25 protein-coding genes and 1 tRNA gene are annotated in these 25,834 nt (G+C 71.5%); 8 read left to right on the top strand and 18 right to left on the bottom strand.

What is annotated here, in order from left to right; genetic code table 11:
- Positions 1-39 precede the first annotated feature (39 nt).
- Both ACYU7L_RS07230 and ACYU7L_RS07225 read left to right on the top strand, forming a co-directional pair.
- On the top strand, positions 40-1,758 hold the full coding sequence (locus ACYU7L_RS07230; RefSeq protein ID WP_460794663.1) for a glycerol-3-phosphate dehydrogenase/oxidase: 1,719 nt from the start codon (positions 40-42) through the stop codon (positions 1,756-1,758).
- 183 nt (positions 1,759-1,941) lie between these two features.
- Positions 1,942-3,138, top strand: a complete 1,197-nt coding sequence (locus ACYU7L_RS07225) for a hypothetical protein (protein ID WP_460794662.1) — start codon at positions 1,942-1,944, stop codon at positions 3,136-3,138.
- Between the two features lie 3 nt (positions 3,139-3,141).
- Here the strand turns inward: ACYU7L_RS07225 and ACYU7L_RS07220 are convergent, their stop codons facing one another.
- Positions 3,142-4,227: a glycoside hydrolase family 25 protein gene (locus ACYU7L_RS07220; RefSeq protein ID WP_460794661.1), complete on the bottom strand. Its 1,086-nt coding sequence runs from the start codon at positions 4,225-4,227 to the stop codon at positions 3,142-3,144.
- Positions 4,228-4,385: 158 nt separating this feature from the next.
- Between ACYU7L_RS07220 and ACYU7L_RS07215 the strand changes: the two genes are divergently transcribed.
- Positions 4,386-5,375: an alpha/beta hydrolase gene (locus tag ACYU7L_RS07215; RefSeq protein ID WP_460794660.1), complete on the top strand. Its 990-nt coding sequence runs from the start codon at positions 4,386-4,388 to the stop codon at positions 5,373-5,375.
- On the top strand, positions 5,372-5,839 hold the full coding sequence (locus ACYU7L_RS07210; protein ID WP_460794659.1) for a GNAT family N-acetyltransferase: 468 nt from the start codon (positions 5,372-5,374) through the stop codon (positions 5,837-5,839). Before ACYU7L_RS07215 ends, ACYU7L_RS07210 begins: the two co-directional genes overlap by 4 nt.
- On the opposite strand, the gene ACYU7L_RS07205 is transcribed toward ACYU7L_RS07210, so the two are convergent.
- The 3 genes from ACYU7L_RS07205 to ACYU7L_RS07195 are packed head-to-tail and all read right to left on the bottom strand — an operon-like array spanning position 5,818 to position 8,841.
- Complete coding sequence (locus tag ACYU7L_RS07205; protein ID WP_460794658.1) at positions 5,818-6,873, bottom strand: MBL fold metallo-hydrolase; 1,056 nt, start codon at positions 6,871-6,873, stop codon at positions 5,818-5,820. The two genes, ACYU7L_RS07210 and ACYU7L_RS07205, sit on opposite strands and share 22 nt — an antisense overlap.
- Positions 6,874-6,883: 10 nt before the next feature.
- Positions 6,884-7,732 carry an SDR family oxidoreductase gene (locus ACYU7L_RS07200; protein WP_460794657.1) on the bottom strand — a complete coding sequence of 283 codons (849 nt, stop codon included), beginning with the start codon at positions 7,730-7,732 and terminating at the stop codon, positions 6,884-6,886.
- Entirely contained in the window at positions 7,729-8,841 is a 1,113-nt protein-coding gene (locus tag ACYU7L_RS07195) for an NAD(P)H-dependent amine dehydrogenase family protein (RefSeq protein WP_460794656.1), read from the bottom strand. Before ACYU7L_RS07195 ends, ACYU7L_RS07200 begins: the two co-directional genes overlap by 4 nt.
- A 217-nt stretch (positions 8,842-9,058) precedes the next feature.
- Between ACYU7L_RS07195 and ACYU7L_RS07190 the strand changes: the two genes are divergently transcribed.
- Positions 9,059-9,352: a hypothetical protein gene (locus ACYU7L_RS07190; RefSeq protein ID WP_460794655.1), complete on the top strand. Its 294-nt coding sequence runs from the start codon at positions 9,059-9,061 to the stop codon at positions 9,350-9,352.
- 27 nt (positions 9,353-9,379) lie between these two features.
- Here the strand turns inward: ACYU7L_RS07190 and ACYU7L_RS07185 are convergent, their stop codons facing one another.
- Positions 9,380-9,805 (bottom strand): Fur family transcriptional regulator, encoded by a 426-nt coding sequence (locus tag ACYU7L_RS07185; protein WP_460794654.1) that lies wholly within the window; start codon positions 9,803-9,805, stop codon positions 9,380-9,382.
- Positions 9,806-9,916: 111 nt separating this feature from the next.
- Here ACYU7L_RS07185 and ACYU7L_RS07180 point away from each other — a divergent pair, with 111 nt between their 5' ends.
- Both ACYU7L_RS07180 and ACYU7L_RS07175 read left to right on the top strand, forming a co-directional pair.
- A complete protein-coding gene (locus ACYU7L_RS07180; RefSeq protein ID WP_460794653.1) occupies positions 9,917-10,207 on the top strand; it encodes an HU family DNA-binding protein in 291 nt (96 codons plus the stop codon).
- A 121-nt stretch (positions 10,208-10,328) separates the two neighbouring features.
- Entirely contained in the window at positions 10,329-10,499 is a 171-nt protein-coding gene (locus ACYU7L_RS07175; RefSeq protein WP_460794652.1) for a hypothetical protein, read from the top strand.
- A gap of 36 nt (positions 10,500-10,535) precedes the next feature.
- Here ACYU7L_RS07175 and ACYU7L_RS07170 read toward each other — a convergent pair whose 3' ends face one another.
- From ACYU7L_RS07170 to ACYU7L_RS07145, 6 genes are all read right to left on the bottom strand, one after another.
- Positions 10,536-10,739, bottom strand: coding sequence for a hypothetical protein (locus ACYU7L_RS07170; RefSeq protein ID WP_460794651.1), 204 nt, complete (start codon positions 10,737-10,739; stop codon positions 10,536-10,538).
- 119 nt (positions 10,740-10,858) lie between these two features.
- On the bottom strand, positions 10,859-11,590 hold the full coding sequence (locus ACYU7L_RS07165) for an acyltransferase (RefSeq protein WP_460794650.1): 732 nt from the start codon (positions 11,588-11,590) through the stop codon (positions 10,859-10,861).
- Positions 11,591-11,643: 53 nt separating this feature from the next.
- Positions 11,644-12,453 carry an alpha/beta fold hydrolase gene (locus ACYU7L_RS07160; protein ID WP_460794649.1) on the bottom strand — a complete coding sequence of 270 codons (810 nt, stop codon included), beginning with the start codon at positions 12,451-12,453 and terminating at the stop codon, positions 11,644-11,646.
- A gap of 23 nt (positions 12,454-12,476) precedes the next feature.
- Positions 12,477-13,646: a bifunctional 3-oxoadipate enol-lactonase/4-carboxymuconolactone decarboxylase PcaDC gene (gene pcaDC / locus ACYU7L_RS07155; protein ID WP_460794648.1), complete on the bottom strand. Its 1,170-nt coding sequence runs from the start codon at positions 13,644-13,646 to the stop codon at positions 12,477-12,479.
- 127 nt (positions 13,647-13,773) lie between these two features.
- Positions 13,774-13,849: transfer RNA gene (locus ACYU7L_RS07150), tRNA-Thr, on the bottom strand.
- A gap of 86 nt (positions 13,850-13,935) precedes the next feature.
- Positions 13,936-14,133, bottom strand: coding sequence for a hypothetical protein (locus ACYU7L_RS07145; RefSeq protein ID WP_460794647.1), 198 nt, complete (start codon positions 14,131-14,133; stop codon positions 13,936-13,938).
- Positions 14,134-14,236: 103 nt separating this feature from the next.
- On the opposite strand from ACYU7L_RS07145, the gene ACYU7L_RS07140 reads away from it, so the two are divergent.
- Positions 14,237-15,163: a LysR family transcriptional regulator gene (locus tag ACYU7L_RS07140; protein ID WP_460794646.1), complete on the top strand. Its 927-nt coding sequence runs from the start codon at positions 14,237-14,239 to the stop codon at positions 15,161-15,163.
- A gap of 73 nt (positions 15,164-15,236) precedes the next feature.
- On the opposite strand, the gene ACYU7L_RS07135 is transcribed toward ACYU7L_RS07140, so the two are convergent.
- The 7 genes from ACYU7L_RS07135 to ACYU7L_RS07105 form a co-directional block, all read right to left on the bottom strand.
- Complete coding sequence (locus ACYU7L_RS07135) at positions 15,237-16,862, bottom strand: alpha/beta hydrolase (RefSeq protein WP_460794645.1); 1,626 nt, start codon at positions 16,860-16,862, stop codon at positions 15,237-15,239.
- A gap of 11 nt (positions 16,863-16,873) precedes the next feature.
- On the bottom strand, positions 16,874-17,056 hold the full coding sequence (locus ACYU7L_RS07130; protein WP_460794644.1) for a hypothetical protein: 183 nt from the start codon (positions 17,054-17,056) through the stop codon (positions 16,874-16,876).
- The gene (locus ACYU7L_RS07125) at positions 17,053-18,246 is read right to left on the bottom strand and encodes a DNA polymerase III subunit delta' (RefSeq protein ID WP_460794643.1); all 1,194 of its coding nucleotides are present in this window, start codon (positions 18,244-18,246) and stop codon (positions 17,053-17,055) included. The genes ACYU7L_RS07130 and ACYU7L_RS07125 overlap by 4 nt, the downstream gene beginning before the upstream one ends.
- Positions 18,243-18,914: a dTMP kinase gene (tmk, locus tag ACYU7L_RS07120; RefSeq protein WP_460796601.1), complete on the bottom strand. Its 672-nt coding sequence runs from the start codon at positions 18,912-18,914 to the stop codon at positions 18,243-18,245. The genes ACYU7L_RS07125 and tmk overlap by 4 nt, the downstream gene beginning before the upstream one ends.
- A gap of 32 nt (positions 18,915-18,946) precedes the next feature.
- Positions 18,947-21,682 (bottom strand): type I DNA topoisomerase, encoded by a 2,736-nt coding sequence (gene topA, locus ACYU7L_RS07115; protein WP_460794642.1) that lies wholly within the window; start codon positions 21,680-21,682, stop codon positions 18,947-18,949.
- Positions 21,683-21,800: 118 nt separating this feature from the next.
- Positions 21,801-23,348, bottom strand: coding sequence for a DUF7059 domain-containing protein (locus tag ACYU7L_RS07110; protein WP_460794641.1), 1,548 nt, complete (start codon positions 23,346-23,348; stop codon positions 21,801-21,803).
- A gap of 82 nt (positions 23,349-23,430) precedes the next feature.
- On the bottom strand, positions 23,431-25,803 hold the full coding sequence (locus ACYU7L_RS07105; RefSeq protein WP_460794640.1) for a sodium-translocating pyrophosphatase: 2,373 nt from the start codon (positions 25,801-25,803) through the stop codon (positions 23,431-23,433).
- Positions 25,804-25,834 lie beyond the last annotated feature (31 nt).

Here is a 25,834-nt window from a genome sequence, read left to right as displayed (position 1 = left end):
ACCGGTTCAACGCACCACATCAGGAAGAGGTAACGCAGCATGAGGTCCACCGCACTCTCACCACAGTTCCGTCAGGAGTCCCTCAACCGCATGGCCGAGGAGGAGCTCGACGTCCTCGTCATCGGCGGCGGAGTCGTCGGAGCCGGCTGTGCTCTCGACGCCGTCACCCGAGGGCTCAAGGTGGGACTCGTCGAGGCCCGTGACTTCGCGTCCGGCACGTCGAGCCGGTCCAGCCGGCTCATCCACGGCGGGCTGCGCTACCTCGAGATGCTCGACTTCCGACTGGTCGCCGAGGCGTTGAAGGAGCGGGGCCTGCTCCTGCAGGAGCTGGCCCCGCACCTGGTGCGGCCCGTGGAGTTCCTTTACCCCCTGCAGCACCGGGGCTGGGAGCGTCTCTACATCGGCTCCGGCGTGGCGCTCTACGACACGCTCAGCCGCGTCTCGGGCCGGGCCGGGGTGCCGCTGCACCGCCACCTGACCCGACGCGGCGCCCGCAAGCTGGCGCCCGCCCTGCGCAAGGACGCCCTCATCGGGGCGCTGAAGTACTCCGACGCCCAGGTCGACGACGCGCGTCACACCATGTTCATCTCCCGCACCGCCGCCGCGTACGGCGCGATGGTGGCCTCGCGGGCCCGCGTCGTGGACCTGGTCCGCGACGGCGAGCGGGTTGTGGGTGCAGTGGTGCGTGACCTCGAGAGCGACACGACCATCACCATCCGCGCCAAGCAGGTCATCAACGCGACCGGCGTGTGGACCGATGAGACGCAGAACCTCGGCGGCCAGCGCGGTCAGTTCCACGTCCGGGCCAGCAAGGGCATCCACCTCGTGGTCCCGAAGGACCGGATCCGCTCCGAGGTCGGCTTCATCATGCGCACCGAGAAGTCCGTGCTCTTCGTGATCCCGTGGGGCCGCCACTGGATCGTCGGCACCACCGACACCGACTGGTCCCTCGACAAGGCCCACCCGGCGGCGAGCGAGGCCGACATCGACTACCTGCTCGGGCACCTCAACTCGTTCTTGGACATCCCGCTGACGCGCGACGACGTCGAAGGCGTCTATGCCGGTCTGCGTCCGCTCCTCGAGGGCGAGTCCGAGGCGACCTCCAAGCTGTCGCGCGAGCACGCCGTCGGACACCCCGCCCCCGGTCTCGTGGTGATCGCCGGCGGCAAGTACACGACGTACCGGATCATGGCGCAGGACGCCGTCGACGAGGCCGTCTTCGGGCTGTCGAAGCACTTCGACCGCAAGGTGGCCAAGTCGGTCACCGAGAACGTGCCGCTGCTCGGCGCGGAGGGCTACTACGCGCTGCTCAACGCCCGCAGTGTCCTCGCCGGCGAGTCCGGACTGTCCGAGGGCCGCATCGAGCACCTGCTGAACCGCTACGGCTCGCTGATCCACGAGATCCTCGCGATGGTGAAGGAGGACCCCTCGCTGGGCGAGCCGCTCGAGGGCGGCGACGACTACATCCGCGCGGAGGCGGTCTACGCCGCCAGCCACGAGGGCGCTCGGCACCTCGACGACGTCCTGACCCGCCGGATCCGGCTCTCCACGGAGTCCTTCGACCGGGGCCTCGGTGCCGTCGAGGAGGTCGCCCTGCTGGTCGGGCCGGTCCTGGGCTGGAGCGACGAGCAGATGGAGATCGAGATCGAGCACTACCGCAAGCGGGTCGCCGCCGAGCGGGAGAGCCAGGAGATGCCCGACGACGAGACCGCCGACGCCGCACGTCTCGGTGCCCCCGACGTGGTGCCGCTGAGCTGAGCCGTCCGACCTTCCCCCCCAGGTCGCTGACGCGCTTCGGCTGACGCGGGGATCCGTCCGAGAGGGCGGGTCCCCGCGTCAGTGCATTTCGGGGGGGCCGTTGGCCTCTGGCCGCCGGCCGCGCGTGGGTCGACACTGGGCTCGTCGGCCGGGGGTCGGCTCCGGCCGCGCGCGGAGGCGGTCATGGACAGGACGCGGAAGGATCGGACGGACGGCAGCACGGGGAGCGGCGGCACGGGCAGCGGCGGCACGGGAAGCGGCGGCGGACGTAGAGCCCACTGGGCCGTGGCCCTGCTGGTGTCCCTGACGGTCGCCGCGATCGCCCTGCTGACGGTGCTGCTCACCGGCAACGACGCCGACGAGCCGGAGCCCGGCGCCGCGGATGCTCCGGCGACGAGCGCGGAGCCCACACCGACCACGGACACGACGCCCCCTGCCCCCACCTCGCCCAGCGCACCGCCCGTGTTCGACCTGCTCGATGACGTGACGCCGGGTGCGCCCCCGAAGGTGCCCTACCTCGAGCGCACCCGGCTGGTCCGCCCCGACGGCACGACGACACCGCTGCCGCACACCTACGACCAGTTCACCCTGCTCGGCGACCGGATCATCGCGACGTACGACGACCAGGGCGACCGGATGCTCGTCATCCTCGACGCCGACGGCCGAGGGATCGGCCACTCGCCCGTCGAGGCCAACTTCGCGCTCGACGCGGACGGCGACGTCGTCGCCTGGGCCACCCCGCAGGGCGTGCTGGAGACGCTGTGGGAGGACGGGACCCACACGTGGGGCAACCAGGGCGGACCGGTCACCGTGGCGGCCGTGACCAGCGACGGTTCGTGCGGCGCGGACGACACGACCTGCCGCGTCTACGTCAACAACGGCAGTGGGCTGCCCCCGCAGGCCGCCGGCCCGGACGGCACGGTGGACGGCCTCGTCCCTGGGTCGCTTCGGCTAACCGACGTCCACCCCGACGGACCGGTTGCCGTCCAGCTGTCGTCCAGCGACACCGGGTCCTGCAGCGGCGTCTTCGTGGACGGCGTCTCGCGATGGGAGACGTGCGAGCACTCGCTGCTGCGCTTCTCCCCCGCCGGAGACCTCCTCCTGGGCACCCACGCCTACCGGGACGGCCTCGGGCTCAACTCGCTGAGCGTGCTCGACGCCGAGAGCGGCGACGTGCGCGCGACGTACACGATCCGCGGCGGCTTCATCGCCCAGCAGGCCTGGGAGGACGACACCCACGTGCTGGTCGTCATCTCGGGGCCGCACGGGTGGGAGATGCTGCGGCTCGGCCTGGACGGCACCCGGGAGCTGGTCGTGGGGCCGGTCGAGCCGACGCGGGACCCGACGTTCAAGGTGCTGACGCTGCCCGGCAACATCTGACGACTATCGGCGCACGCGGATCCGGACCGCCCTCGAAGTGCTGGCCGCGTGGCTCTCGGTGGCCGTGAACGAGACCCGGTACGCCGTGGTGCGGCGTGGGCGGAGGGCGACCGCGAGGCGCCCCCCGGAGACCGTCCGCACCCGGCGTACGACGCTCCAGCGCTTGGTGCCGGCCGGCCGCTGGAGCACCTGCACCGTGCGGCCCGGGAGCGCTCGACCGTCGCCGGTGAGGCGGCCCTTCAGACGGACCGGCTTGCCGCGTCGGATCCGGGACTTGTCGGCGCCGAGGGTGAGGGCGGTCGAGACGACCACGGGCGGCGGGGTGGCCAAGGTAGTGAGCGCCTCGAAGGAGCCGGCGAACCGATTGAGATCCACAGCGTGCGCGATGCCTGGGACGGAGCCCTCGTCGGTGTGCTGCCAGAAGGTCCAGCCGGTCCAACTGCCTGGCACGCGGGGAGTGCCGTCCGTGTAGTGCGCGAGCCAGAGTGGATAGCGACCAAAGCCGTCGTAGCCGTTCATCTTCTCTTCCCAGAAAGATGGAGAGGTATAGATGATCGGCACCCTGCCGGTGAGACGCTCGACGGTCGTCAACCACTCCCGGGTCCAGGCCACTCGCTGCGCTGGAGTGAGATCGCCGGCGTACTGGGTCTCAAAGTCCAGCACGGGCGGCAAGTCCCCTGTCTGGCGCAGCTTCCCGACCTTCGCCACGTAGTGCTCTGCCTGAGCGGCGCCGTTGCTCGTGGTGTTGTCCAGTCGTGCCACGTGGTACGCCCCGCGGTACAGACCGGCCGTCGCGGCGCCGGCGAAGTCGCTGGCGAAATGGGGGCTCACCCACCCTGCACCCTCGGTCGCCTTGACGAACACGAACGAGTGGCCGGCCCCCTTCACCTGCGCCCAGTCGATGGCGGCGTCCTGCGGGTGCTGGTGCCCGGCGACGTCGATGCCGGTGACCTCGTCCGCCGCGTGCGCCAGAGTCGATCCTGCGCTCCAGGTCAGCACGGTCAGGCCCGCCGCCAGGACGAGCGCGAGCAGCGCGGAGACGGCCATGCGGGCCCGCCCCTGCCGGTGGCGGATGGGCGTGGCTGGCATGTGGCTCCCCCTGAGCGTCGGCGCCGGTCATCGATTCTCGTTGGTCGAGCAGGTTGCGCAGCCGTCGGTCGAGCAGGTTGCGCAGCAACCGACGTCGAGACCACCGACGTCGAGACCATAGCGACTCGCGGTCGCGCCGGCACCCTTACATTGGCCCCATGCCCGAACACCTGGCGCCCCGTGCCGACCGTCCGAGCCTGCGTCACGAGCTGCTCGCCTGGCTCATCCCACGGCTGCGCGGCTCCGGCGAGCTCGAGAGCCTGGAGGGCGAGCGGGCGCATCTGGAGCGGCGGCACGCGGGGAGGGACCACTCCCTCCCGACGGCGTTGATCCCGTTCTTCGGCCGCAGGTTCGTGGTGGTCGTCGAGCAGCTCTCTCCTCGCAACAGCCAGGCCGAGGGCCCCACCTTCGCGTCGTACTCGATCTCCCGGAGGGGCTCACGCCCGTCGCGCACCGTGCTCTACCTGCACGGCGGCGGCTACGTCTCTCCCATGGACCCCCAGCACACGCGCTATGCCGCGCGGCTGGCGAGCGAGCTCGACGCCCGCGTCGTGCTGCCCGACTACCCACTCGCCCCGGAGCACACCTGGCGCGACTCCCACGAGGCACTGGTGGCGCTGGCCCAGCGGCTGCTGAGCGGCGGCGAGGAGCTGATCATCGCCGGCGACTCCGCGGGCGGGGGCCTCGCGCTGGCCGTGGCTCTCTCCCTGCGCGACCGCTCCCGCGCCACCGGGTCCCGCCAGGCCGACCGGCTGCTGCTGATCTCCCCCTGGGTCGACCTGACGGCGAGCGCCCCCGACACCGCGGCGTTCAGCGCACGCGACACGTGGCTGTTCCTCAGCAAGATGAACGCCTACGCCGGTTGGTGGGCCGGCTCCCCCGAGGACCTCGGTCGCCCGGAGGTGAGCCCAGGCCTGGCCGACCTCGACGGCCTGCCGCCGGCACTCGTCCTCTGCGGCACCCGCGACACGCTCGCGCCCGGCTGCCGGCTCCTCGCCGACCGCGCCGCCGCGTCGACGTGGGACCTGACCTACCTGGAGCGTCCCGGGCTGATCCACGTCTTCGCGATCCTGCCGATCCCCGAGGCCGCGACGGCCTGGCGGATCACCAAGGCGTTCCTGCAGGCGCCGCTCGGGGCTCGCGGATGAGCGTCCGGGTGGTCGGATTCGACGACCTCGACGCGCGCACGGCGTACGACGTGTGGCGGCTGCGCCAGGACGTCTTCGTCGTCGAGCAGGAGTGCGCCTACCCAGACCTCGACGGACGCGACCTCGAGCCGACGACCCGGCACGTGCTCCTCGAGGACGACGGGCTCGTGGGCTACCTGCGCGTGCTCGACGACGGCGCGCACCTGCGGATCGGCCGGGTGCTGCTGCGCCGCGACGCGCGGGGGCGAGGGCTGGCCGACCAGCTGGTCGCCGCCGCCCTGGACGTGGTCGGTGAGCGGGCGGCGCGGCTCGACGCGCAGAGCCCGCTTGCGGGCTGGTATGCCACGCACGGGTTCGTCGTGGACGGGCCGGAGTTCGTCGAGGACGGCATCCCCCACCTCCCGATGGCGCGGCCCCCTCAGGTCACGCCGCGGGCGACGCCTCAGGCGGGCACCGGCGCATAGACGAAGCCGCCGTCGGAGTCGGTGCGGCTCAGCTCGCCGCGGGCCACGAGCAGCTCGAGGTGGGCCTTGGTCTCCAGGGTCGCCAGCGCGCCGTTGAAGACGTCGAGGGTGTCGAAGCGGTGCTCGTGGCGCGTCCACGGGAGCTCGCCGGCGACCTGCCACGCCGTGCTCCCACCGGCGGCGACGCCCGCGCGGCACAGCGCGAGGCGCTCGTCGTGGTGGACGACGAGCTCGTCGACACGCGAGTGCACGGAGTCCGCGACCGGGCCGTGGGCGGGCAGCAGCCGGGCGTCGGGCAGCCCGCGGACCTTGGCCAGCGAGCCGAGGAAGTCGCCGAGCGGCTGGGCCGCGAGCACGGGCTCGAAGCCGATCGACGGGGTGATCGTGGGCAGCACGTGGTCGCCGGCGAAGAGCAGCTCGGCGGTGTGGTCGGCGAAGACGAAGTGACCCTGGGTGTGGCCGGGGGTGGAGACCGCCTGCAGGGTGCGCGAGCCGACGTCGATCGGGTGGTCGCCCTCGAGCCAGGCGTCCGGATAGCCCCACAGGTCGAGGTCCGGGCCGGCCTTGTCGAAGGCCTGCCACTGCTCGACCAGGTCGAGTGCGCCGGCGTCGCGGAGCATCTGCAGGTGCGGGTTCTCGTCGAGGTCGCCGGGGTCGTGGATCAGGTCGAGCGTGGGCTTGTCCCCAAGACCGAGGCTGACGTGGGCGCCGAACTCCTTGCTGATGGTCGCGGCCTGCGTGTAGTGGTCGCGGTGCACGTGGGTGACCAGGAATCGGGTGATGTCGGAGACGGCGTAGCCGATCCCCTTCAGCGACTCCTCCAGCAGCGAGCGCGAGACGTCGATCGCCCAGCCGCCGTCGATGAGCGTCAGCCCCCGGTCGGTCTCGAGGGCATAGACGTTGACGGCGCGCAGCCCGTCCATCGGCAGCGGCAGCGGGATCCGGTGCACCCCGGGCGCCACCGACCAGGCTCCCGGCTCGGTCCAGTGCAGGCCGGAGTCCGGGGAGATCGCGTGCTTGGTGGATACAGTCACGCCTCGGACTCTAGTTCCGATCGCCTGCCGGGGCCGGGAACGTGCCGATGTCCGGGAGCCCCAGGTCGAGGTTGGGCTGCTGGATGCCACCGTCGATCTCGAGCATCTTGCCGGTGACGTACTGCCCCGCCCGCGATGACAGGTAGAGCACGCCGGCGGCGATGTCCTCGGCCTCGCCCACCCGGCCGAGCGGCGTGCCGGACGTCATCTGGTCCATCATCTCCGGCACGCCGGCGACGAACTCCAGCGCGCTGGTCATCACCGAGCCGACGAAGATGCCGTTGACCCGGACCCGCGGGGCGAGGTCGGTCGCCGCCAGCCTCGTCCAGTGGGCCAGCGCCGCCTTCGCCGTCCCGTAGGCGAGATAGCCGCGGCCCGCCGTACGCCCCATCATCGAGCTGATCGTGACGATCGACTTGCTGCCCGCGTCGCTGCCCCCCTCACTCCGCTCGGTGAGCATCAGCGGTACGGCGGCCCGTGACAGCGCGTGCGCGGTGCTGACGTTGAAGCGGAACGACTCCTCGAGGTAGTCCTCGTCGGTGTCGAGGAACGCGTTGGGGATCGTGCCGCCTACGTTGTTGACGACCGTGTCGAGGCGCCCGAACTCGTCGTACGCCGCCTGCGCGAGGCCGGCGACGGCCGAGAGGTCGCTGAGGTCGGCGGGGACGACGAACGCGCGGCGGCCGGCGGCACGGATCCGGTCGGCGACGGCGTCGAGCTGGCTCGCCGTACGGGCCGAGATGACGACATCGGCACCCGCCTCGGCCAGGGCGACGGCGGTGGCGGCGCCGATCCCGCGGCCGGCGCCGGTGACGATCGCGACGTGGTCGGTGAGCGTGAAGCGGTCGAGGATGCTCATGCCTGCGCGCTCGAGTCAGCAGCCGTGGCGACCAGGCCGCGGCCGGTGATCAGCGGCAGGTCGAGCGCGGTGACCAGGCCGGGGGCGGCCGCCACGACGGCCGGGACCGCGTTGACCAGGCGCTGGGCGGTCACGATCATCCCGGAGACGTTGTGGTCGCCGTGCTCGCCGTGGTGGACGAGGTCGAGCTGCATCATCGGCTCGCCGGTGACCACGACGCGATAGCAGCCGTCGCCCTCCGGCGGGGTCGGCCACTCCGGCACCTGGTCGGCAGCGGTGCGGGTGATGTGCTCGAGCACGACCCGCGGCACCCCGTCGACCTTCCCGATCAGCTGGAAGCGGACCGCGCCCATGGTGCCTGCGGCGATGTCCACGCTGACCGTGGGGGTGTCGACCTCGGCGGGACGGCGGTCGACCTCCTCGGTCAGCGGCTCGTCGAGGACCAGGTCGAGGCCGGCGGCGATCTGGCGCACGACGCTGCCCCAGCCCATGCTCAGGACGCCGGGCTCCCACATGATCGGACGGGCGTCCAGCGGCTGGCCGAAGCCGAACATGTCGCGCATGACGACGGGCTGGTAGTAGGTCGAGTAGTCGGCGATCTCCATCACCCGCACCTCGTCGATGCGCTGGGAGAGGCTGGTCAGCGACAGCGGCAGCACGTCGTTGGCGAAGCCGGGGTCGATGCCGTTGACGTGCAGGCTCGCGCCTCCTGTCGCGCCTGCCTCCTCGATCCGCTCGAGGAGCTCGGGGCGCAGGATGCCGGTGGGGTACTGCAGCAGCACCGGACCGCTCGACACCACGTTGACGCCCGCCTCGACGAGGCCGATCAGGTCGTCGATCGACTCGAAGACCCGGTCGTCGGTCATCGCGGTGTGCACGATCGCGTCGGGCTTCAGCGCGAGCAGTGCGTCGCGATCGGTGGTGGCGAGCACCCCGAGGTCGCGACCGAGCTCCGCGAGCTGACCGGCGTCCTTGCCGTCCTTGTCGGGGTTGGAGACCCACACTCCCACCAGCTCGAGGGCGGGGTGCCGGTCGATGCCGGCGATGGCATGGCGGCCGACGGTCCCGGTGGACCAGACGACGACGCGGAGGGGTGTGGGCTGAGTCATGAGCGCACACTAGAACGAGTTCTAGAAATGCGGAAGGCTCAGCGCGGGGGCCACCCACCGGGCCGCCCCCTTGTAACGCGGGGTTATGCGATCCACCACAGCGAAATATCGCTGCGGCAGGTGGCATAACCCCGCGTTACATGCGTCGGCGGGACGGTGGGTGCCCGAGCGGTGGTACGGCGCGGCTAGGCTCGCCGCAACCGACGAAAGGACGCTCATGAGCACCGAGGAAGAGGCGACCCTCAGCGTCGCAGCCCAGCTGATCAACGACCCGGAGATGCACCACGTGGCCACGATCGGTGGCGCATCGCCCGGCATCGTCCTGGAGCTGGTCGACCAGGCCCATGACGGCCCGCAGCCGCAGGACGACGAGTGGGACCTCGACCCCACCGCAGACCTGGCACTGAAGATCACGATGGGCGGCGTCGACCCCGTGGTGGCCGCGCAGCTGCTGCGCATCGCTGCCGAGTTCCTCGACGAGGCCACGATCGAGGACGACGAGAAGGCCTGAGCCGCCCGAGATGGCGGGTCGGCGGAGTCAACTGGCGACGCACTCCGGGCAGGTGCCGAAGAGCTCGAGCGTGTGGCTCACGTCGCTGAACCCGTGGGCGTCAGCCGTGGCCGTCGCCCAGCGCTCGACCGCCGGCCCCTCCACCTCGACCGTGCGGCCGCAGCCGCGGCACACGAGGTGGTGGTGATGGGTGGGGCTGCAACGACGGTAGACGGCCTCGCCGCCGGACGTGCGCAGCACGTCGATCTCGCCGCCGTCGACCAGCGACTGCAGGGCCCGATAGACGGTGGCCAACCCGACCTTGTCGCCGGCCTGGCGCAGCGAGTCGTGGATGTCCTGGGCGCTTCGGAAGTCATCCGACGACTGCAGCTCGGCCACCACGGCGCGCCGCTGACGGGTCGACTTGGCTGCCACCGGGGCCGGCGGCGCGTCATCCAGGTCGTGGTTGCTCACCTGTCCCAACCTACCGTTGTCCTCAGGCACCAGCCGGGCCCCGTCGTGACACGGGATCAGCGATGACCTAGATTGACAATGAGAACGATTATCGAACAAGGGAGAACACACATGAACCGCACCGAACTGCGCAACGCCGTGGCCGAGGCCACCGAGCTCACCAACGCCCAGGCCGACAGCGCCATCGGCGCCGTCCTCGACACCATCGGCGCGCAGCTCGCCGAGGGCGAGACCGTCACCATCGCCGGCTTCGGCACCTTCGAGGTGCGCGAGCGCTCCGCTCGTCAGGGCCGCAACCCGCAGACCGGCGAGACGATCGACATCGCCGCGAGCGTGGCCCCGGCGTTCAAGGCTGCCGCCGCTCTCAAGCGCAAGGTCTCCGAGGGCCAGTCCCCCAGCTGAGTCCGTCTCAGCCGACCGGTGATCTCCGGCCGCGCTGCCCCCGCTGTCTGGTGCCTCACAGACAGCCCCGCGCGGGCGTCGGAACCAGGCTCGGAACTCGCTGCCGCGTGATCCTGGGAGGGTGAAGGCCTTCTCCAGGCGGGGATCCTACGGACTCCCCAACGCGCAGTGCAGCAGCTGTCACCGGCTGCTGATCGAGGTGCCGCACGTGGGCTGGGTGGATCCGGCCCTGGGTCACCCCTACGACATGTGCGTCGGCGACCCGTACGGCAACCACAGCCCCGTGCACTGAGGGCCCTCGCTGCAGCTCATCGAGCCGCGGGGGCCCTCAGTGCTGACCGGTCGAACGCGCAGACCCAGCGAGCGCGGGCAGCCAGGCCCCCAGCCGCACCACCCACACGCCGACGAGCGCGAGCACCAGCAGACCGCGATGGTCCAGCGAGCTCCAGCCGGCGACGACGTACGTCGTGAACGCGGCGACCACGACGGTCGCGGCGTTCAGGCAGATCGTCTCGAACCTGTCATCGGACATCGCTGCCCACCCTTCTGACCTCCACGTGCTGACCCCACCTATTGACGCCGTCAGTCTGGGTGGCGCCGGCGGGCGGTGTCAGCGTTATGGCGATGCTCGGGACCATCGGCCCGTCGGCGTCAGCCCACCACGAGGCCGGCCGGCCGGTCGCCGTCCTCCAGGTCGCCGTCCCTCAAGTCGCCCTCCTCCAGGTCGAGGCCGGAGGGCAGCACCGGCCGAACGCTGCCGGAGGCGGTGATCCACCCGACGCCGGGCTCGAAGCGCCGGATCACCCGGGCCGGCGAACCGCCGACGATGGCGTTGTCGGCCACCTCGCCACGCACCACCGACCCGGCGGCGACGACAGCGTTGCGCCCGATCGTCGTACCGGGCAGCAGGATCGCACCGTGGCCGATCCACGACCCGGATCCGATCACGACCGGCTGATGGGTGCCGAACTGCTGCCCGATCGGCAGATCGAGCTGCTGGTAGCCGTGGCTGGCGTCGGAGACGAAGACGTCCTGGCCGCACCACACGTCGTCGCCCATGACGATCGACTCGTGCGCGGTCAGGCTCGAGCGGGCGCCGATCACGCACCGGTCGCCGATCACCAGCGCCCGCTCGGGCGCCCGCAGGTCGAGCGGCCCGTAGCCGACCGAGAGCGTGACCTGCCGGCCGATCAGGGTCTCGGAGCCGATGTGGATCGACTCCACCCCCATCAGCGTCGCGGCCGGGAAGCCGATGCAGCTGCCCTCGCCGAGGCTGCCGAAGGCATCGCCCGCGCGGGTGCCGGGGACGATCTCGCCGGAGCGCTCCGCCCAGCTCCAGGCGGCAAGCAGGCCGCGGTTCATCCATCGCTTGATCGGGGTCACAAGCGAGGAGGGTAGTGACAAGCACGCCCAGGCGGTACGTCGCGTCCCGGCGCTCAGCGGTCGGCCGCCCCCAGGAACACCCGCAGCGCCGACGCGAACGCCTCGGGCTGCTCGGAGTGGACCCAGTGCCCGGCGCCCTTGATCGTCACCTCGGTCGTGCGCGGGAAGAGCCGGCGCATCTCGTCGGCGTGCTGGTCCTGCACGTAGCCGGATCGCTCGCCGCCCATCCACAGCGTGGGGTGGTCGAAGGTCGCGTCGATCTCGGGGAAGCCGCCGATCGCCGGCAGCTCGCGGCGCAGCAGCTCGAGGTTGGCCTGCCAGCGGAAGCCGTCGCTGCTGGAGCGGAGGTTCTGCAGGAGAAACCCGCGCACCCGCTCGTCCCCGATGGGGCCGCTCAGCTGCTCGTCGGCGTCGGAGCGCCGCTCGACCGTCGAGAGGTCGAGGGCGGAGAGGCTGTCGAGGAGGTGCTCGAACTCGCCGCTGCCCTCGGAGGAGACCGGGGAGATGTCCACGACCACCAGCCGCTCGACCAGCTCGGGGTGGCGCAGCGCGAGGACCATCGCCACCTTGCCGCCCATCGAGTGACCGACCACGTGGACGGGTCCCTGCGCCGCGAAGTCGGCGCGCAGCTCCTCGGCGACCAGGTCGGCCATCAGCTCGTAGCCGAAGTCCTCGGTCCACGCCGATCGCCCGTGGTTGGGCAGGTCCACCAGCAGGGAGCGGAAGTCGGGCTGCAGCGCCTTGGCGATCTGGGTGAAGTTGCGCCCCTGGCCGAAGAGCCCGTGGAGGAACACGACACGGGTGCCGGTGTCGCCGACCTCGGTCGTGTGGAGCCGGGACTGGTCGGGCTGCGAGGAAGTCACGTGGCCAGCCTAGGCAAGGACCCTCACGCCTCCTCGAGGACCTCCTGGGCGATCCGGAAGGCGGTGTTGGCATCGGGCACCCCGCAGTAGATCGCGCTCTGCAGCAGCACCTCCTTGATCTCGTCCGCCGTGACGCCGTTGGCCAGCGCGGCCCGAAGGTGCATCGCCAGCTCCTCGTGGTGCCCGCGGGCGACCAGAGCGGTCAGCGTGATCATCGACCGAGAGCGGCGGTCGAGGCCGGGCCGGGTCCAGACGCTGCCCCAGGCGTACTCGTTGATGAGCTCCTGGAAGTCGCGGGTGAGGTCGCTGGTGCGGGCGATCGCGCGGTCCACGTGCTCGTCGCCGAGGACCTCGCGGCGCACCTCCATCCCCGCCGCTCGCACCTCGGCCACCGTCATCGCGTCGCGGCTGGGCCCGAGCACGTGCTCGCGGATCAGCCGCGCCACCGCCTCCGGAGCCTCGGCGGGCGCCAGGTGGGCGACGCCGTCGAGGACGACGAGCCGACCGTCGCGGACGCCGTCGGCGATCTCGCGCAGCTTGGCGGGCGGGGTGGGCACGTCGAGCGCCCCGGCCACGGCCAGCACCGGCGCGGAGATCTCCTCGAGCCGCTCGCGCACGTCGAACCCGCCGAGCGCGCCGCACACCTCGACGTACCCCGTGTCGTCGACCTCGGTGAGTGCGTGCAGCAGCGCCGAGCCGCGCTCCGGGGCGCGGTCGAGGAAGCCGGGGGCGAACCAGCGCTCGGCGGAGCCGGAGACCATCGCCGCGGTTCCGGAGGCGCGGACCGTGGCGGCGCGCTCGGCCCAGCCCTCCGGCTCGCCGATGCGGGGGCCCGTGCACAGCAGGGTCGCCGACTCGACGCGGTGGGGGGCGTCGAGCAGCAGCTGCAGCCCCACGGCGCCACCGACCGAGTCGCCGGCGTAGTGGAAGGTCGGCGGGTGGATCCCCTGGCCCATCGTGTCCACGAGGTCGAGGACGCCGGCCGCGAGGTCGGCCATCGTGACGGGCCCCTCGACCGCGATCCGGTTGGTGCCGTGCCCGGGCAGGTCCCAGCCCACGACCTGGAAGTCGTCGGCCAGAAGCGCGGCAGCCTCCGCCCAGAGCGTGGTCGCGGTGGTGCCGAGTGAGGGGCCGAGGATCAGCAGCGGGAGGTCGGGGCGGCCCCCGAGACGGACGGCGGTCAGTGCAGTCATGGGTTCCTCCGGTGAGCGGACGGATGGGGCGAGAGCGGTGCGAACGAGCCGCGCAGCCTTGAGGTCAGTGTGCCCGGACACGACGAAGACCCCCGTCCGCAGCTGCGCGGAACAGGGGCCTTCCTGGTGGAGCCGCCTGTCAGAATCGAACTGACGACCTAGTCATTACGAGTGACTCGCTCTACCGACTGAGCTAAGGCGGCGTGCCGACCGGGTGGTATCCGAAGACCTGTCCGGGCAACGCGTGGAAGTATAGGGAATCGCTGCGGCCGGAGCGAAACCGAGGGGGTCAAGCAGCGTGCGCGGGCGTCCGCTGCTGGTCGATCGGGGCGTCCGGAGCCCAGCTGAGGGGCGAGCGCTGCTCGGCGCCGCACCAGCACGTGAAGGTCACCTCGACGCCGCCCTGACCGCCCTCGAACGCACCCGTGAACTGGGACGGGAAGATCAGCTGACGCTTCTGGCAGGCGGTGCAGACGTGGACGAACATGGCGGAGCCTTTCCGATACGGGCATGGAGCAACACACCAATGGTCGGCGGTTCCGTGCCATAGGGCTAGCCTCTCTTTCCTTCGCGAAGCATAGGCTTCACCTATGTTGTCCCTGCATCAGCTGACCTGCTTCCTCGCCGCCTACGAGCATGGGTCGCTGACGGCCGCGGCCGAGCAGCTCGGCTATGCCCAGCCCTCGGTCTCGGAGCAGATCCGCTCCCTCGAGAAGACGCTGGGGACCGACCTCTTCGTCCGGGTCGGGCGCGGGGTCGTGCCGACTGCCTCGGCCGAGGCGCTGCGCCCGTACGCCGAGCGGGTGCTCGCCGCCGCCGACGACGCCCGGCGCGCCGCCCAGGCGGTCTCCACGCTCGAGACGGGCACCGTCCGGTTCGGCATGTTCGGCATCGCCCGGCTCTACGCCGGGGCCAGCCTCGTCGCGGACGTGCTGGCGCGCCACCCGGGAGTCCGGGTCGAGCTCATCGGGCAGAACTCCACCGACGTGCAGGACCAGCTGCGCCGCGGCCGGATCGAGGCCGCGATGATCGCCGTGCCCACCGTGCACGCCGAGGGGCTGCAGGTCACTCCGATCGCTCGCGACGAGCTGGTCTACATCAGCGCCGACCACGAGAAGCTGCAGTCTCCGGTCACCGCCCACCGGATCGCCCAGGCGTCGCTGGTGATGTCGGAGACCACCTGGCGCGCCACCGACTCCAACCGCCTCATCCTGCGCCGGATGCTCCACGAGACCGGCCTCAACCCGCACACCCGGATCGAGGTCGAGGACGTCGAGACGGCCGTGGAGCTCGTCGGCATGGGGCTGGTCGACTCCATCGTGCCGAAGGCCGCCGCCGAGCAGCTCCTGCCCCGGCTGGCCCCCGGCGCCGGGTGGGCCTCCCTGCGTCCGCGGCAGTACGACACGCTCGCGATCGTGCACCGGGCCAACGCAACGCTCTCACCTGCCGCGCGGCTGATGACGGAGCTGGCGACCCGGCGGATCCAGTCGATCATCGAGCCGGTCCGGGCCCGCTGATCCGCCCTGTCCACGTCGCCGAGCCGTCAACGGCGCCGCGACACGCCGTACAACTGGTCGAGGGAGTGACGGGTCAGCAGTCGGTGGCTTGGGGGGTCTTGCCCTCGAGGAGGAAGTCCTCCACGGCCTCGTCCACGCACGCGTTGCCGACGTTGTAGCCGGTGTGGCCGTCGCCGTCGCGGCTGACGAGGACGCCCGACTCGAGCTGCTCGGCGAGCGCCTCGGCCCAGGCGTACGGCGTGGCGGGGTCGCGCGTCGTACCGATCACGAGGATCGGCGGCGCGCCGGCGCCCGTGATGTCCCGCGGGGGCTCACTGGACTCGACCTGCACGCCCTCGCAGTTGGCGAGGCCCCACGCGAAGACCTCGCCGAAGGTCGGGGACACCTCGACGAAGTCGTCGATCTGCGCCGGCACCTCGTCGACCGGGATCGACGCTGGATCGTCGAGGCAGTTGATCGCGTAGTTGGCCTCCATGCTGTTGTCGCTGTAGCCGCCCTCGGTGCGCGAGCTGTAGAGGTCGGAGAGCATCAGCAGCGCCGTGCCGTCGCCGTCTTCGATCGCCGCCTGCAGCGCCTGCGTGAGCAGGAACCAGTAGTCGCGGTTGTAGAGCGGCGCGACGATGCCGTAGAACGCGTTGCCGACCTCCAGCTCCCGGTCGCCGTCGGTGGGCAGCGACTTGTCCTCGACCTGGTCGAGAAGCTCGGTGATCGTGTCGAGGCCGTCCTCGACGGTGTCCCCGAGGAAGCAGTCACCCTGGTCGATGCAGTCCTCGACATAGGCCCGCAGCGCGACCTCGAAGCCGCCCGCCTGCTCCAGGGCCAGGTCGCGGCTGCTGATGCTGAGGTCGACGGCGCCGTCCAGCACCAGGCGGCCGGCGCGCTCGGGGAAGAGATCGGCATAGGTGGCGCCGAGCTTGGTGCCGTAGGAGGCACCCAGGTAGGTCAGGGTCCGCTCACCCAGCACCGCGCGCAGGACGTCCATGTCACGGGCGGCCTCGACGGTCGTGACGTGGCCGGCCAGATCGCCGCTCTTGTCCACGCAGCCCTGGCCGTAGCGCTCGAGGGTGGCGGCGTAGTCCTCCACCTCGTCGGGGCTGTCGGGGTCGGGATCGCTCGCGATGTAGTCGTCGAGCTCCGCATCGCTGAGGCAGTCGACCGGGGCGCTGCCACCGGTGCCGCGCGGGTCGAAGCCGACGATGTCGAAGCGCTCCAGCAGCGGCTCGCGGAACACCAGCCCCGCGCTGGCGGCGTACTCCGTGCCCGGCGCTCCCGGCCCACCGGGGTTCACCACGAGCGAGCCCACCCGCTCCGACGGCCTCTCGGCCGGCACCCGGAGCAGCGCGATCTCGATCCGCTCGCCGTCGGGCTCGGCATAGTCGAGCGGCACCTCCATGTCGGCGCACTCGAAGTCGTCGCGGCACTCCTCCCAGGTGACGTCCTGGGAGTAGAAGGGCTCGAGGGCGGCGTCCGGCGCCTGCGTGGCACTCGGGTCCGTGCTCGGCGAGGGAGCCGTCGTCGGGTCGCCGTCGTCGGCGTCCAGGACCACGGCCAGCCCGACGCCCAGCGCCACTACGGCGAAGACCGCGATCGCGGTGAGGCCGGCCACGAGTACGGCGAGCGATCCGCGGGGCGAACCGCCCGAGGGGGGTGGAACCTGCCCGTCTGCCCGTCCGTCTGCCCGTCCGTCTGCCTGCGTCACCGAGCCTGCCTTCAGGCCGCAGCGAGCGGCGGCGTGCCACCGGGGACGAGCGGCGCGGACTCCGGGGTCTGGTCCGTGGGCTGCTCCTCCATGTCGGTGTCGTCACCCTGGACGATCCCGATGATGAGCAGGATGCCCAGCACCAACAGCACGCCCACGACCACCGCGGCCACAGCGAAGTACTTCCGGTTCACGCTCGACTCCTCTCGGGGACCTTCAGAGCGACCATCATCGACTCCAGCGCCAGCATGACAGGCACGTTGAACTCGAGCATCTGACGACGGGCCTCGAAGATCGCATCGATCCGTCGCAGGTTGAGCTCGGGCGTGGAGGTCCGCGCGATCTGCTCGATCTCGGTGCGCAGCTCCTCGTTGACGAGCATCCCCGGGGCCCGCGTGGCGAGGGCGAGGGCGTCGCGATAGACCGAGGCCAGGTCCATCAGGCCACGGTCGACCACGTCCAGGATCCGGCGCTTGGCCCGGGTCTTCTGCGACTTCTCCAGCTGGCTGAGGGCAGGGCCGTACTCGCGCGGGCGGCGGCCCCGCTCGACGACGCCGTAGGAGCTGTCCAGGTCGACGCGCTCGCGGGCGTCGAGCTCGCTGGTGATGACCTCGGCCTCCTCCTTGGCGACGTCGTGGAGGTTGGCCGCGGCGGTCATGCAGGCCCCCAGCGAGGTCAGCCGGGTGGGGATGCCCACGATCTCGCGGCGCCGGTTGCGGGTCGCCTCGTCGCGGGCCAGCGCTCGGGCCCGGCCGATGTGCCCCTGGCTCGCGCGGGCGGCGTAGGCCGCGATGCCCTCGTGGATGCCCTCGGTGCGGACCAGGAAGTCCGCCACCGCATCGGCGGTCGGCGTGCTCAGCGTGACCAGCCGGCAACGGGAGCGGATCGTCGGGAGGAGGTCCTCGACGGTGGGGGCGCACAGCATCCACACCGTGCGCTCGGTCGGCTCCTCGATGGCCTTGAGCAGGGCGTTGCAGGCGCGCTCGGTGAGCCGGTCGGCGTCCTCGATGATCAGGATCTGCCAGCGCCGTCCCGCCGGCGCCAGGGCACTGCTGCGCACCAGGTCGCGGATCTCGTCGACACCGATCGAGAGCTTGTCGGTGCGCACGACGCCCACGTCGGCGTGGGAGCCGGCCAGCGTCGTGCGGCAGGCATGGCACTCGCCGCAGCCGCCGACCTCGCACTGCAGCGCTGCTGCGAAGGCGAGCGCCGCGTTGGAGCGTCCCGACCCGGGCGGGCCGGTGAACAGCCACGCATGGGTCATCCCCTGGCTCGCGACCGCCGGCTTCAGCGCCTCGACCACCGCCCGCTGCCCCACCAGGCTGTCCCAGACGGTTCCTGAGGTGGGCGCTCCGCGCCCGTCTCGAAGGACGGAGGAGTTCACTGCTCGACCCTCCGCGCAGCCAGCCCCAGCAGCGGACGGACGAGCTCCCGCACCGCCGCTGCGATCTCCTCGCGCTCCAGCCGAGCGTCCACGACGAGGTAGTGCTCGGGGTCCGCGGCGGCCATCGTCAGGAACGCCTCGCGGACCCGTCGGTGGAACTCCAGGGACTGCCCCTCGATCCGGTCGCGCTCCTCGAAGCGTCCCAGGCCCTGCTCGGGCATCAGGTCGAGGACCACGGTCAGGTGGGGACGCAGGTCGTGGGTCGCCCAGCGCGCCACCCGCTCCACCTCGGCGACGTCCAGCGTCCGGCCGGCGCCCTGGTAGGCCAGGGTCGAGTCGACGTAGCGGTCGGTGACCACGACCCGTCCCGCGTCCAGGGCCGGCTGCACCACGGTGTCCACGTGCTCGGCCTTGTCGGCGGCGTAGAGAAGCGTCTCGGTGCGGTCGGAGAGATCCCCGGTCGCCGGGTCGAGCACGATCTGGCGCAGCCGGCGGCCCACCTCGGTGTCGCCCGGCTCGAAGGTCGACACCACGTCGTAGCCCTCGGCCTCGAGCCACTCGCGCAGGGCCCGCGACTGGGTGGACTTGCCGGCGCCGTCGCCGCCCTCGAAGCAGACGAAGACCCCACGCGCGGCGTACCGCCCGGTCGTGGTGGTGTGCTCGCTCAGGGCAGTGCCTCTCGGTGGTGGGCTCAGGGAGATCAGGACTTCTTGGCGGCGGCCTTGGTGGTCTTCTTCGCCGCCGTCTTCGCCGTGGCCTTCTTCGCGGTCGTCTTCTTCGCGGCCTTCTTGGCGGGCGCCTTCTTCGCGCCCTTCTTGGCCGACTTCTTCGCCGGGCCCTTGGCACGCCGCTCCGCCAGCAGCTCGGCGGCCCGCTCCAGGGTCAGCTCCTCGATGGAGTCGTCCTTGCGCAGGGTCGCGTTGTACTCACCGTCGGTGACGTACTCGCCGAACCGGCCGGCCTTGACGACGATCGGCTGCTTGGACACGGGGTCCTCGCCGAGCTCCTTGAGCGGCGGCGCTGCCGCGGCCCGGCCGCGCTGCTTGGGCTGCGCGTAGATCGCGAGCGCCTCGTCGAGGGTGACCGTGAAGAGCTGGTCCTCACTGGTCAGCGAGCGCGAGTCGGTGCCCTTCTTGAGATAGGGCCCGTAGCGCCCGTTCTGAGCAGTGATCTCGATGCCCTCGGCGTCCACGCCGACGACCCGCGGCAGCGAGAGCAGCTTGACGGCCTGCTCGAGGGTGAGGGTGTCGAGCGACATCGACGCGAACAGCGAGCCCGTGCGGGCCTTGGCCGACTTGGGGGCGTCCTCGGGGAGCAGCTCGGTGACATAGGGGCCGAAGCGGCCGTTCTTCGCCACGACCACGAGCCCGGTCTCCGGGTGGCGGCCCAGCTCGATCTCCTCACCCGCCGGGTTGGCGAGCAGCTCGCGCGCCTTCTCCAGGGTCAGCTCGTCGGGCGGCAGATCGTCAGGGACGTTGGCGCGGACCGCGAACGGCGTGCCGTCGTCGTCGGGCCCCTCCAGGTAGGGGCCGTAGCGCCCGACCCGCAGGTGGACGCCGGTGTCGTCCTCGCCGGAGGGACCCGCGACCGGGAAGGTCGCGAGCTCCTTGGCGTCGATGTCACCGAGCTCGTTGACCAGCCGCTTGAGGCCGGCGATCTCGTCGGAGCCGTAGTAGAACTCGCCGAGCTCGGTGTTGCGGTCCTTGCGGCCCGCGGCGATCTCGTCGAGCACGTCCTCCATCAGCGCGGTGAACTCGTAGGACACCTGGCGCGGGAAGTGCTCCTCGAGCAGCCGGATCACCGAGAAGGCCAGCCACGCCGGGACCAGCGCCGTGCCCTTCTTGTAGACATAGCCGCGGTTGAGGATCGTGCCGATGATCGAGGCGTACGTCGAGGGGCGGCCGATCTCGCGCTCCTCGAGCTCCTTGACCAGCGTCGCCTCGGTGTAGCGGGCCGGCGGCTTCGTCTCGTGGCCGCTCGCGCTGACCGAGGCGGCGGAGACGGGCTCGCCCTCGACCAGGTTGGGCAGCCGGGCCTCCTGGTCGTCGCGGGAGGCGGCGGCGTCGTCGGTGCCCTCGACGTAGGCCTTGAGGAAGCCGTGGAAGGTGATCGTGCGCCCGCTCGCGGAGAACACGACGTCCTCGCCGGTGCTCGCGGTGCCGCCCAGGCGGATCGTCAGCGTGCTGCCGACGGCGTCCTTCATCTGCGAGGCGACGGTGCGCATCCAGATCAGTTCGTAGAGACGGAACTGCTCCCCCTTGAGCCCGGTCTGGGCGGGAGTGCGGAAGGTGTCGCCGGAGGGGCGGATCGCCTCGTGCGCCTCCTGGGCGTTCTTGACCTTCGAGGCGTAGGTGCGCGGCGCGTCCGGCAGGTACTCCGCGCCGTACAGCTCCCGGACCTGGTCGCGGGCCGCGCTGATGGCCGCGTCCGAGATCGTCGTGGAGTCGGTACGCATGTAGGTGATGAAGCCGTTCTCGTAGAGACGCTGGGCGACCGACATGGTCACCGACGCGCTCATCCCGAGCTTGCGGCTGGCCTCCTGCTGGAGGGTGGTCGTGCGGAACGGCGCGTAGGGCGAGCGCTTGTAGGGCTTGGACTCCACCGAGCGCACGTCGTACGTCGTGTCCTGCAGCGCCGCTGCCAGGGCCTCGGCGCGCGGGCGGTCGAGGTGGACGACCTTGCCGTCGCTGGACGCCTTGAGCAGACCGTCCTGGCCGAAGTCGGAGCCGCGGGCCACGCGGGCGGCGTCGACGGAGTGGAGCTTGGCGGGGAACATCCGCTGCTCGTGCTTGCTGCCGGCGTCGAAGGTGCCCTCGAGGTCCCAGTAGGAGGCGAGACGGAAGCGCATCCGCTCGCGCTCCTTGTCGACGACCAGGCGGGTGGCGACCGACTGCACGCGGCCCGCGGAGAGGCCGGACATGACCTTCTTCCACAGCACCGGCGAGACCTCGTAGCCGTAGAGGCGGTCGAGGATGCGGCGCGCCTCCTGGGCCTCGACGAGGTCCATGTCGAGCTCGCGGGGGTTCTCCGCCGCGGCGAGGATGGCGGGCTTGGTGATCTCGTGGAAGACCATCCGCTTGACGGGGATGTTCTTCGGCTTCAGCTCGTCGAGGAGGTGCCAGGCGATCGCCTCACCCTCGCGGTCCTCATCGGTGGCGAGGAAGAGCTCGTCGGCATCCTTGAGCAGCGCCTTGAGCTTGGTGATGTGCGCCTTCTTGTCGCGCGGCACGACGTAGTAGGGCTCGAAGTCGTTGTCGACGTCCACGGCGAGCCGGCCCCACGGCTTGTCCTTGATCTTGGCCGGCGTGTCCGCCGCGCTGCTCGGGAGGTCGCGGATGTGGCCGATGGAGGACTCGACGACATACCCCTTGCCGAGGAACCCACCGATCTTCTGGGCCTTCGTGGGGGACTCGACGATCACCAGCTTGTGTGCCACGGGACCTACTTCCTGCCTCTCGGTGCCCCCGTCGGGTGGATCAGACGGGGCTCACGGCCGATTACGGTAGCGCGTGCTGCCGACGGCCCGTCCGGTACGGGTGTTCGCGGACGGCGATTCAGCCGCGTCGACGACGACCGGGGCCGCCGGCCACCGGCCGCCCGTTGGACGGCGCCCGGGTCCGATCCTGGGGCGAGAGGAAGCCCTCCTCGATGAGCTCGCGCACCAGCGGCAGATGACTGGCGCGGATCTCGGCCGCGTCGAGGTGCAGGATCTGGGCGAGGGCGTCGAGGATCTGGCCGATGGTGAGCTCACCGTCGCAGGCACCGACCAGGGCCGCCTCCACGGTGTCGGCCCGGCGGGCCCGGCGCAGTCCGCGCTGCTGGCGCAGCACGACCGTCTGGGGGTCCTCGGCGCCGGGCGCCCCCTGCGTCTCCTGCTGGACGTCCGGTCGGGCGACCAGGCGCGCGGCCGTCAGGTCGTCGATGCCCGCCAGCGCGTCGACGGCGGCGGTCCACTCCCCGAAGACCGGGGCGACCGGCTGCTCCACGTCGTAGGGCCACTCCTCGAGCCGGACCATGCCGGCCCCCTCCGCGCGTCGGCGCAGGTTGATCCAGCCGAAGCCGACCGCCTCGATGCCCTGCTCCTCGAACCACGACAGCCAGGTGTCGTAGCGGCGCAGATAGTCGTCGCTGCCCTGCACGCCGGCGTCCTTGAGCCACAGCTCGACGTACGACGCGGGGTCGACGACCTCGCGCTGCACCACGAACGCGTCGCACGACGGGTCCAGCCAGCCGGCCAGCCGCTCGTCCCACGGCGTGCCGTCCACGATCACCCAGTTGGCGAGGATCTGGCACCAGCCGCCGGGGTTGAGGTGTCTGGGAGCGGCGCGGACGATGTCCTCGACGACCCGGTCACCCGGCAGCCCGGAGTCCCGGTAGACCAGCCGCTCCCCGGTCGCGGGCGAGATCACGAAAGGCGGGTTGGTCGCGATCAGGTCGAAACCCTCGCCGCGGACCGGCTCGAAGAAGGACCCCTCGCGCACCTCGATCCCGGGCAGGTCGTTGAGGGCCGCGTTGAAGCGTGCCATCCACAGCGCCCGCTTGTTGACGTCGGTGGCCACGACGCTCTGGCTGTGGGTCGCCAGATGCAGCGCCTGCACGCCGCAGCCGGTCCCGAGGTCGAGCGCCCGGCCGACCGGCTCCCGGCGGGTCAGCTGGGCCAGCGACGTGGAGGCGGAGCTGATGCCAAGGACGTGGTCGGGACCGACCTGGTTGTGGTGCCCGTCCAGGCCGGGCGTGAGGTCGCTGACCACCCAGAAGTCGTGGTCGCCGCGGGCGTCGGGCGCGGCGTAGGGACGGATGTCGAGCCGGGCAGCGACCTCGCCGACGCTCTGCCCGACCAGGCCCTCGACCGCCATCCGGTCGAGCAGCCCCGGCAGTGCCTGCTCGGCGGCGGCGGCCGACACCGGCGTCTGGAGCAGGAAGAGCCGGGTCAGGGTCTCCAGCGGCGACCCGTCCGTCGTACGACGCAGGCCGGGCGTGGTCTCGTTGCGCGCGAGCGCCGCGTGCGCCTGGGCGCCGAGCAGGTCGGCGACGGCGTCGTAGGTGAAGTCCGCCTCGTCGAGGGCGGCGCGCAGACGGCTGGCAAGGTCCCGGGTGGTCACCCGACCGACTCTAGGTCAGCCGGCGACCACCCCATCCCCCACCAGTGATCCCACCAGTGATCGCGCCAGGCTTCCCGCCGGCTCAGATCTGCGGCGGACGCGCCGCTCCGGTCTCCGCCGCCGTGGGCGTGGGCGTCTCGTGGTCGACGGCGATCGAACGACGCTTGGACATGTAGACCGAGCCGGCGATGATCGCGGTCGCTGCGAGGGCGATGACCACGGAGAGCGGCCGGTTGGCGTCCTCGCCGAGGTTGAGGCTGACCACGGCTCCCACGATCAGCAGGGAGACGAGGTTCATCACCTTGAGCAGCGGGTTGATGGCCGGGCCGGCGGTGTCCTTGAACGGGTCGCCGACGGTGTCGCCGATCACCGTGGCCGCGTGGGCGTCGGAGCCCTTGCCGCCGTGGTGGCCGTCCTCGACCAGCTTCTTCGCGTTGTCCCAGGCCCCACCGGAGTTGGCGAGGAAGACCGCCATCAGGCAGCCGGCGCCGATCGCACCGGCGAGGAATCCGGCGAGCGGGCCGACCCCGAGGCCGAAGCCGACCGCGATCGGCGCCAGGATCGCCAGGATCCCGGGCGTGGACAGCTCCCGCAGGGAGTCGCGGGTGACGATGTCGACGACCTTGCCGTACTCCGGGCGGGCGGTGCCCTCCATGATCCCGGGGATCTCGCGGAACTGGCGACGCACCTCGTAGACGACCGCGCCGGCGGCGCGGCCCACGGCGTTGATGGCGAGACCGGAGAAGAGGAAGACGACGGCCACACCGATCAGCAGACCGACGAGGATGTCGGGGCTGAAGACGAAGAAGGTCAGCGCGCTCAGGTCGTCCTCGACCAGGTCCACGTCCTCGACCGCCTCGAGCACCGAGCCGATGTAGGAGCCGAACAGGGCGCTCGCCGCGAGCACCGCCGTGGCGATCGCGATGCCCTTGGTGACGGCCTTGGTGGTGTTGCCGACGGCGTCGAGCTCGGTGAGGATCTGCGCACCCTCGGGGCTCACCTCGCCCGACATCTCGGCGATGCCCTGCGCGTTGTCGGCGACGGGACCGAAGGTGTCCATCGCGACGATCACGCCGACGGTGGTCAGCAGGCCACAGCCGGCCAGGGCGACGGCGAACAGCGAGATCGACAGCGAGCCGGAGCCCAGCAGGAAGGCGCCGAAGACGGCCGAGCCGATCACCAGCGTCGTGTAGACCGCCGACTCGAAGCCGACCGAGAGGCCGGCGAGGATCACCGTGGCGGCCCCGGTCAGCGAGGTCTTGCCGATGTCGCGCACCGGCCGGCGGTCGGTGCTGGTGAAGTAGCCGGTCAGCGACAGGATGACGGCGGCGAGCACGATGCCGATCAGCACGGCGATGGCCGCGATCAGGGCCGGGCTGCCGTCGGGCTGGGCCCCGCCCATCAGCGAGTCGATCGGGTTGTTCGGGTCGCGACCGGTCAGGTCGGCGAAGTCGCCGGGCAGGTAGACGAAGGCGAGCACCACGCTCGCCACCGCCGCCACTGCCGAGGAGATGTAGAAGGACCGGTTGATCGCCGTCAGCGCACCCTCGCCGCCACGGGGCTTGGTGAGGAACACTCCGGCCACGGCGGTGAGCGCCCCGATCGCCGGCACCAGGAGCGGGAAGACCAGGCCCTTGTCACCGAAGGCGGCGGCGCCGAGGATCAGCGCCGCGACCAGCGTGACGGCGTACGACTCGAAGAGGTCCGCGGCCATGCCGGCGCAGTCACCGACGTTGTCGCCCACGTTGTCGGCGATGGTCGCGGCGTTGCGCGGGTCGTCCTCGGGGATGTGCTGCTCGACCTTGCCCACCAGGTCGGCTCCGACGTCGGCGGCCTTGGTGAAGATGCCGCCGCCGACCCGCATGAACATCGCGAGCAGGGCGGCACCGAAGCCGAAGCCCTCGAGCACGTGGGCCGCCTCGTCCTGGAAGGCGATGACGACGACGCTCGCCCCCAGCAGGCCGAGCCCGACGGTGGCCATGCCGACCGTGGCACCGGTGCGGAAGGCGACGTTCATCGCCGGATCGCGCCCGGTGGTGTTGGCGGCGTGGGCGACGCGCAGGTTGGCGCGGGTGGCCAGCGACATGCCGAGGAAGCCGATCGCGGCAGAGAACCCTGCCCCGAGCAGGAAGAAGACCGAGCGGAAGATCCGCACCACCCAGTCGTCGGCCGGGAGGGCCAGCAGCACGAAGAAGGCGATCGCCGCGAAGATCGCGAGAGTCCGGAACTGGCGCGCGAGGTAGGCGTTGGCCCCCTCCTGGACCGCGACGGCGATCTCTCGCATCTTCGCCGTGCCCTCGGGGGCCGCCAACACCTCCTGGCGGAACATCACAGCCAGGCCCAGGGCCGCGAGCGCGATCACCGCCACGACGACCACAAGGATCAGGTTCCCCCCAGCGACTTCGACGACCTGAGGCGAACCTGACGGGACAACGGTGGCTGCGAACGTATTCATGCGCGACTCCCCTGACGTGACACGGGTCTCA

The organism is Nocardioides pacificus, from assembly GCF_054775955.1.
Note: the sequence above shows the minus strand (reverse complement) of the source record. Positions and strands in the feature narration are given on the sequence as shown.

Coding starts and splice junctions, on each gene's coding strand:
- ACYU7L_RS07105 (WP_460794640.1), bottom strand. CDS start 25,803: ATGAATACGTTCGCAGCCACCGTTGTCCCGTCAGGTTCGCCTCAGGTC.
- pcaDC (WP_460794648.1), bottom strand. CDS start 13,646: ATGACTGCACTGACCGCCGTCCGTCTCGGGGGCCGCCCCGACCTCCCG.
- ACYU7L_RS07145 (WP_460794647.1), bottom strand. CDS start 14,133: ATGTTCGTCCACGTCTGCACCGCCTGCCAGAAGCGTCAGCTGATCTTC.
- ACYU7L_RS07200 (WP_460794657.1), bottom strand. CDS start 7,732: ATGAGCATCCTCGACCGCTTCACGCTCACCGACCACGTCGCGATCGTC.
- ACYU7L_RS07170 (WP_460794651.1), bottom strand. CDS start 10,739: ATGTCCGATGACAGGTTCGAGACGATCTGCCTGAACGCCGCGACCGTC.
- ACYU7L_RS07230 (WP_460794663.1), top strand. CDS start 40: ATGAGGTCCACCGCACTCTCACCACAGTTCCGTCAGGAGTCCCTCAAC.
- ACYU7L_RS07180 (WP_460794653.1), top strand. CDS start 9,917: ATGAACCGCACCGAACTGCGCAACGCCGTGGCCGAGGCCACCGAGCTC.
- ACYU7L_RS07210 (WP_460794659.1), top strand. CDS start 5,372: ATGAGCGTCCGGGTGGTCGGATTCGACGACCTCGACGCGCGCACGGCG.
- ACYU7L_RS07190 (WP_460794655.1), top strand. CDS start 9,059: ATGAGCACCGAGGAAGAGGCGACCCTCAGCGTCGCAGCCCAGCTGATC.
- ACYU7L_RS07140 (WP_460794646.1), top strand. CDS start 14,237: ATGTTGTCCCTGCATCAGCTGACCTGCTTCCTCGCCGCCTACGAGCAT.
- ACYU7L_RS07215 (WP_460794660.1), top strand. CDS start 4,386: ATGCCCGAACACCTGGCGCCCCGTGCCGACCGTCCGAGCCTGCGTCAC.
- ACYU7L_RS07225 (WP_460794662.1), top strand. CDS start 1,942: ATGGACAGGACGCGGAAGGATCGGACGGACGGCAGCACGGGGAGCGGC.
- ACYU7L_RS07220 (WP_460794661.1), bottom strand. CDS start 4,227: ATGCCAGCCACGCCCATCCGCCACCGGCAGGGGCGGGCCCGCATGGCC.
- ACYU7L_RS07195 (WP_460794656.1), bottom strand. CDS start 8,841: ATGACTCAGCCCACACCCCTCCGCGTCGTCGTCTGGTCCACCGGGACC.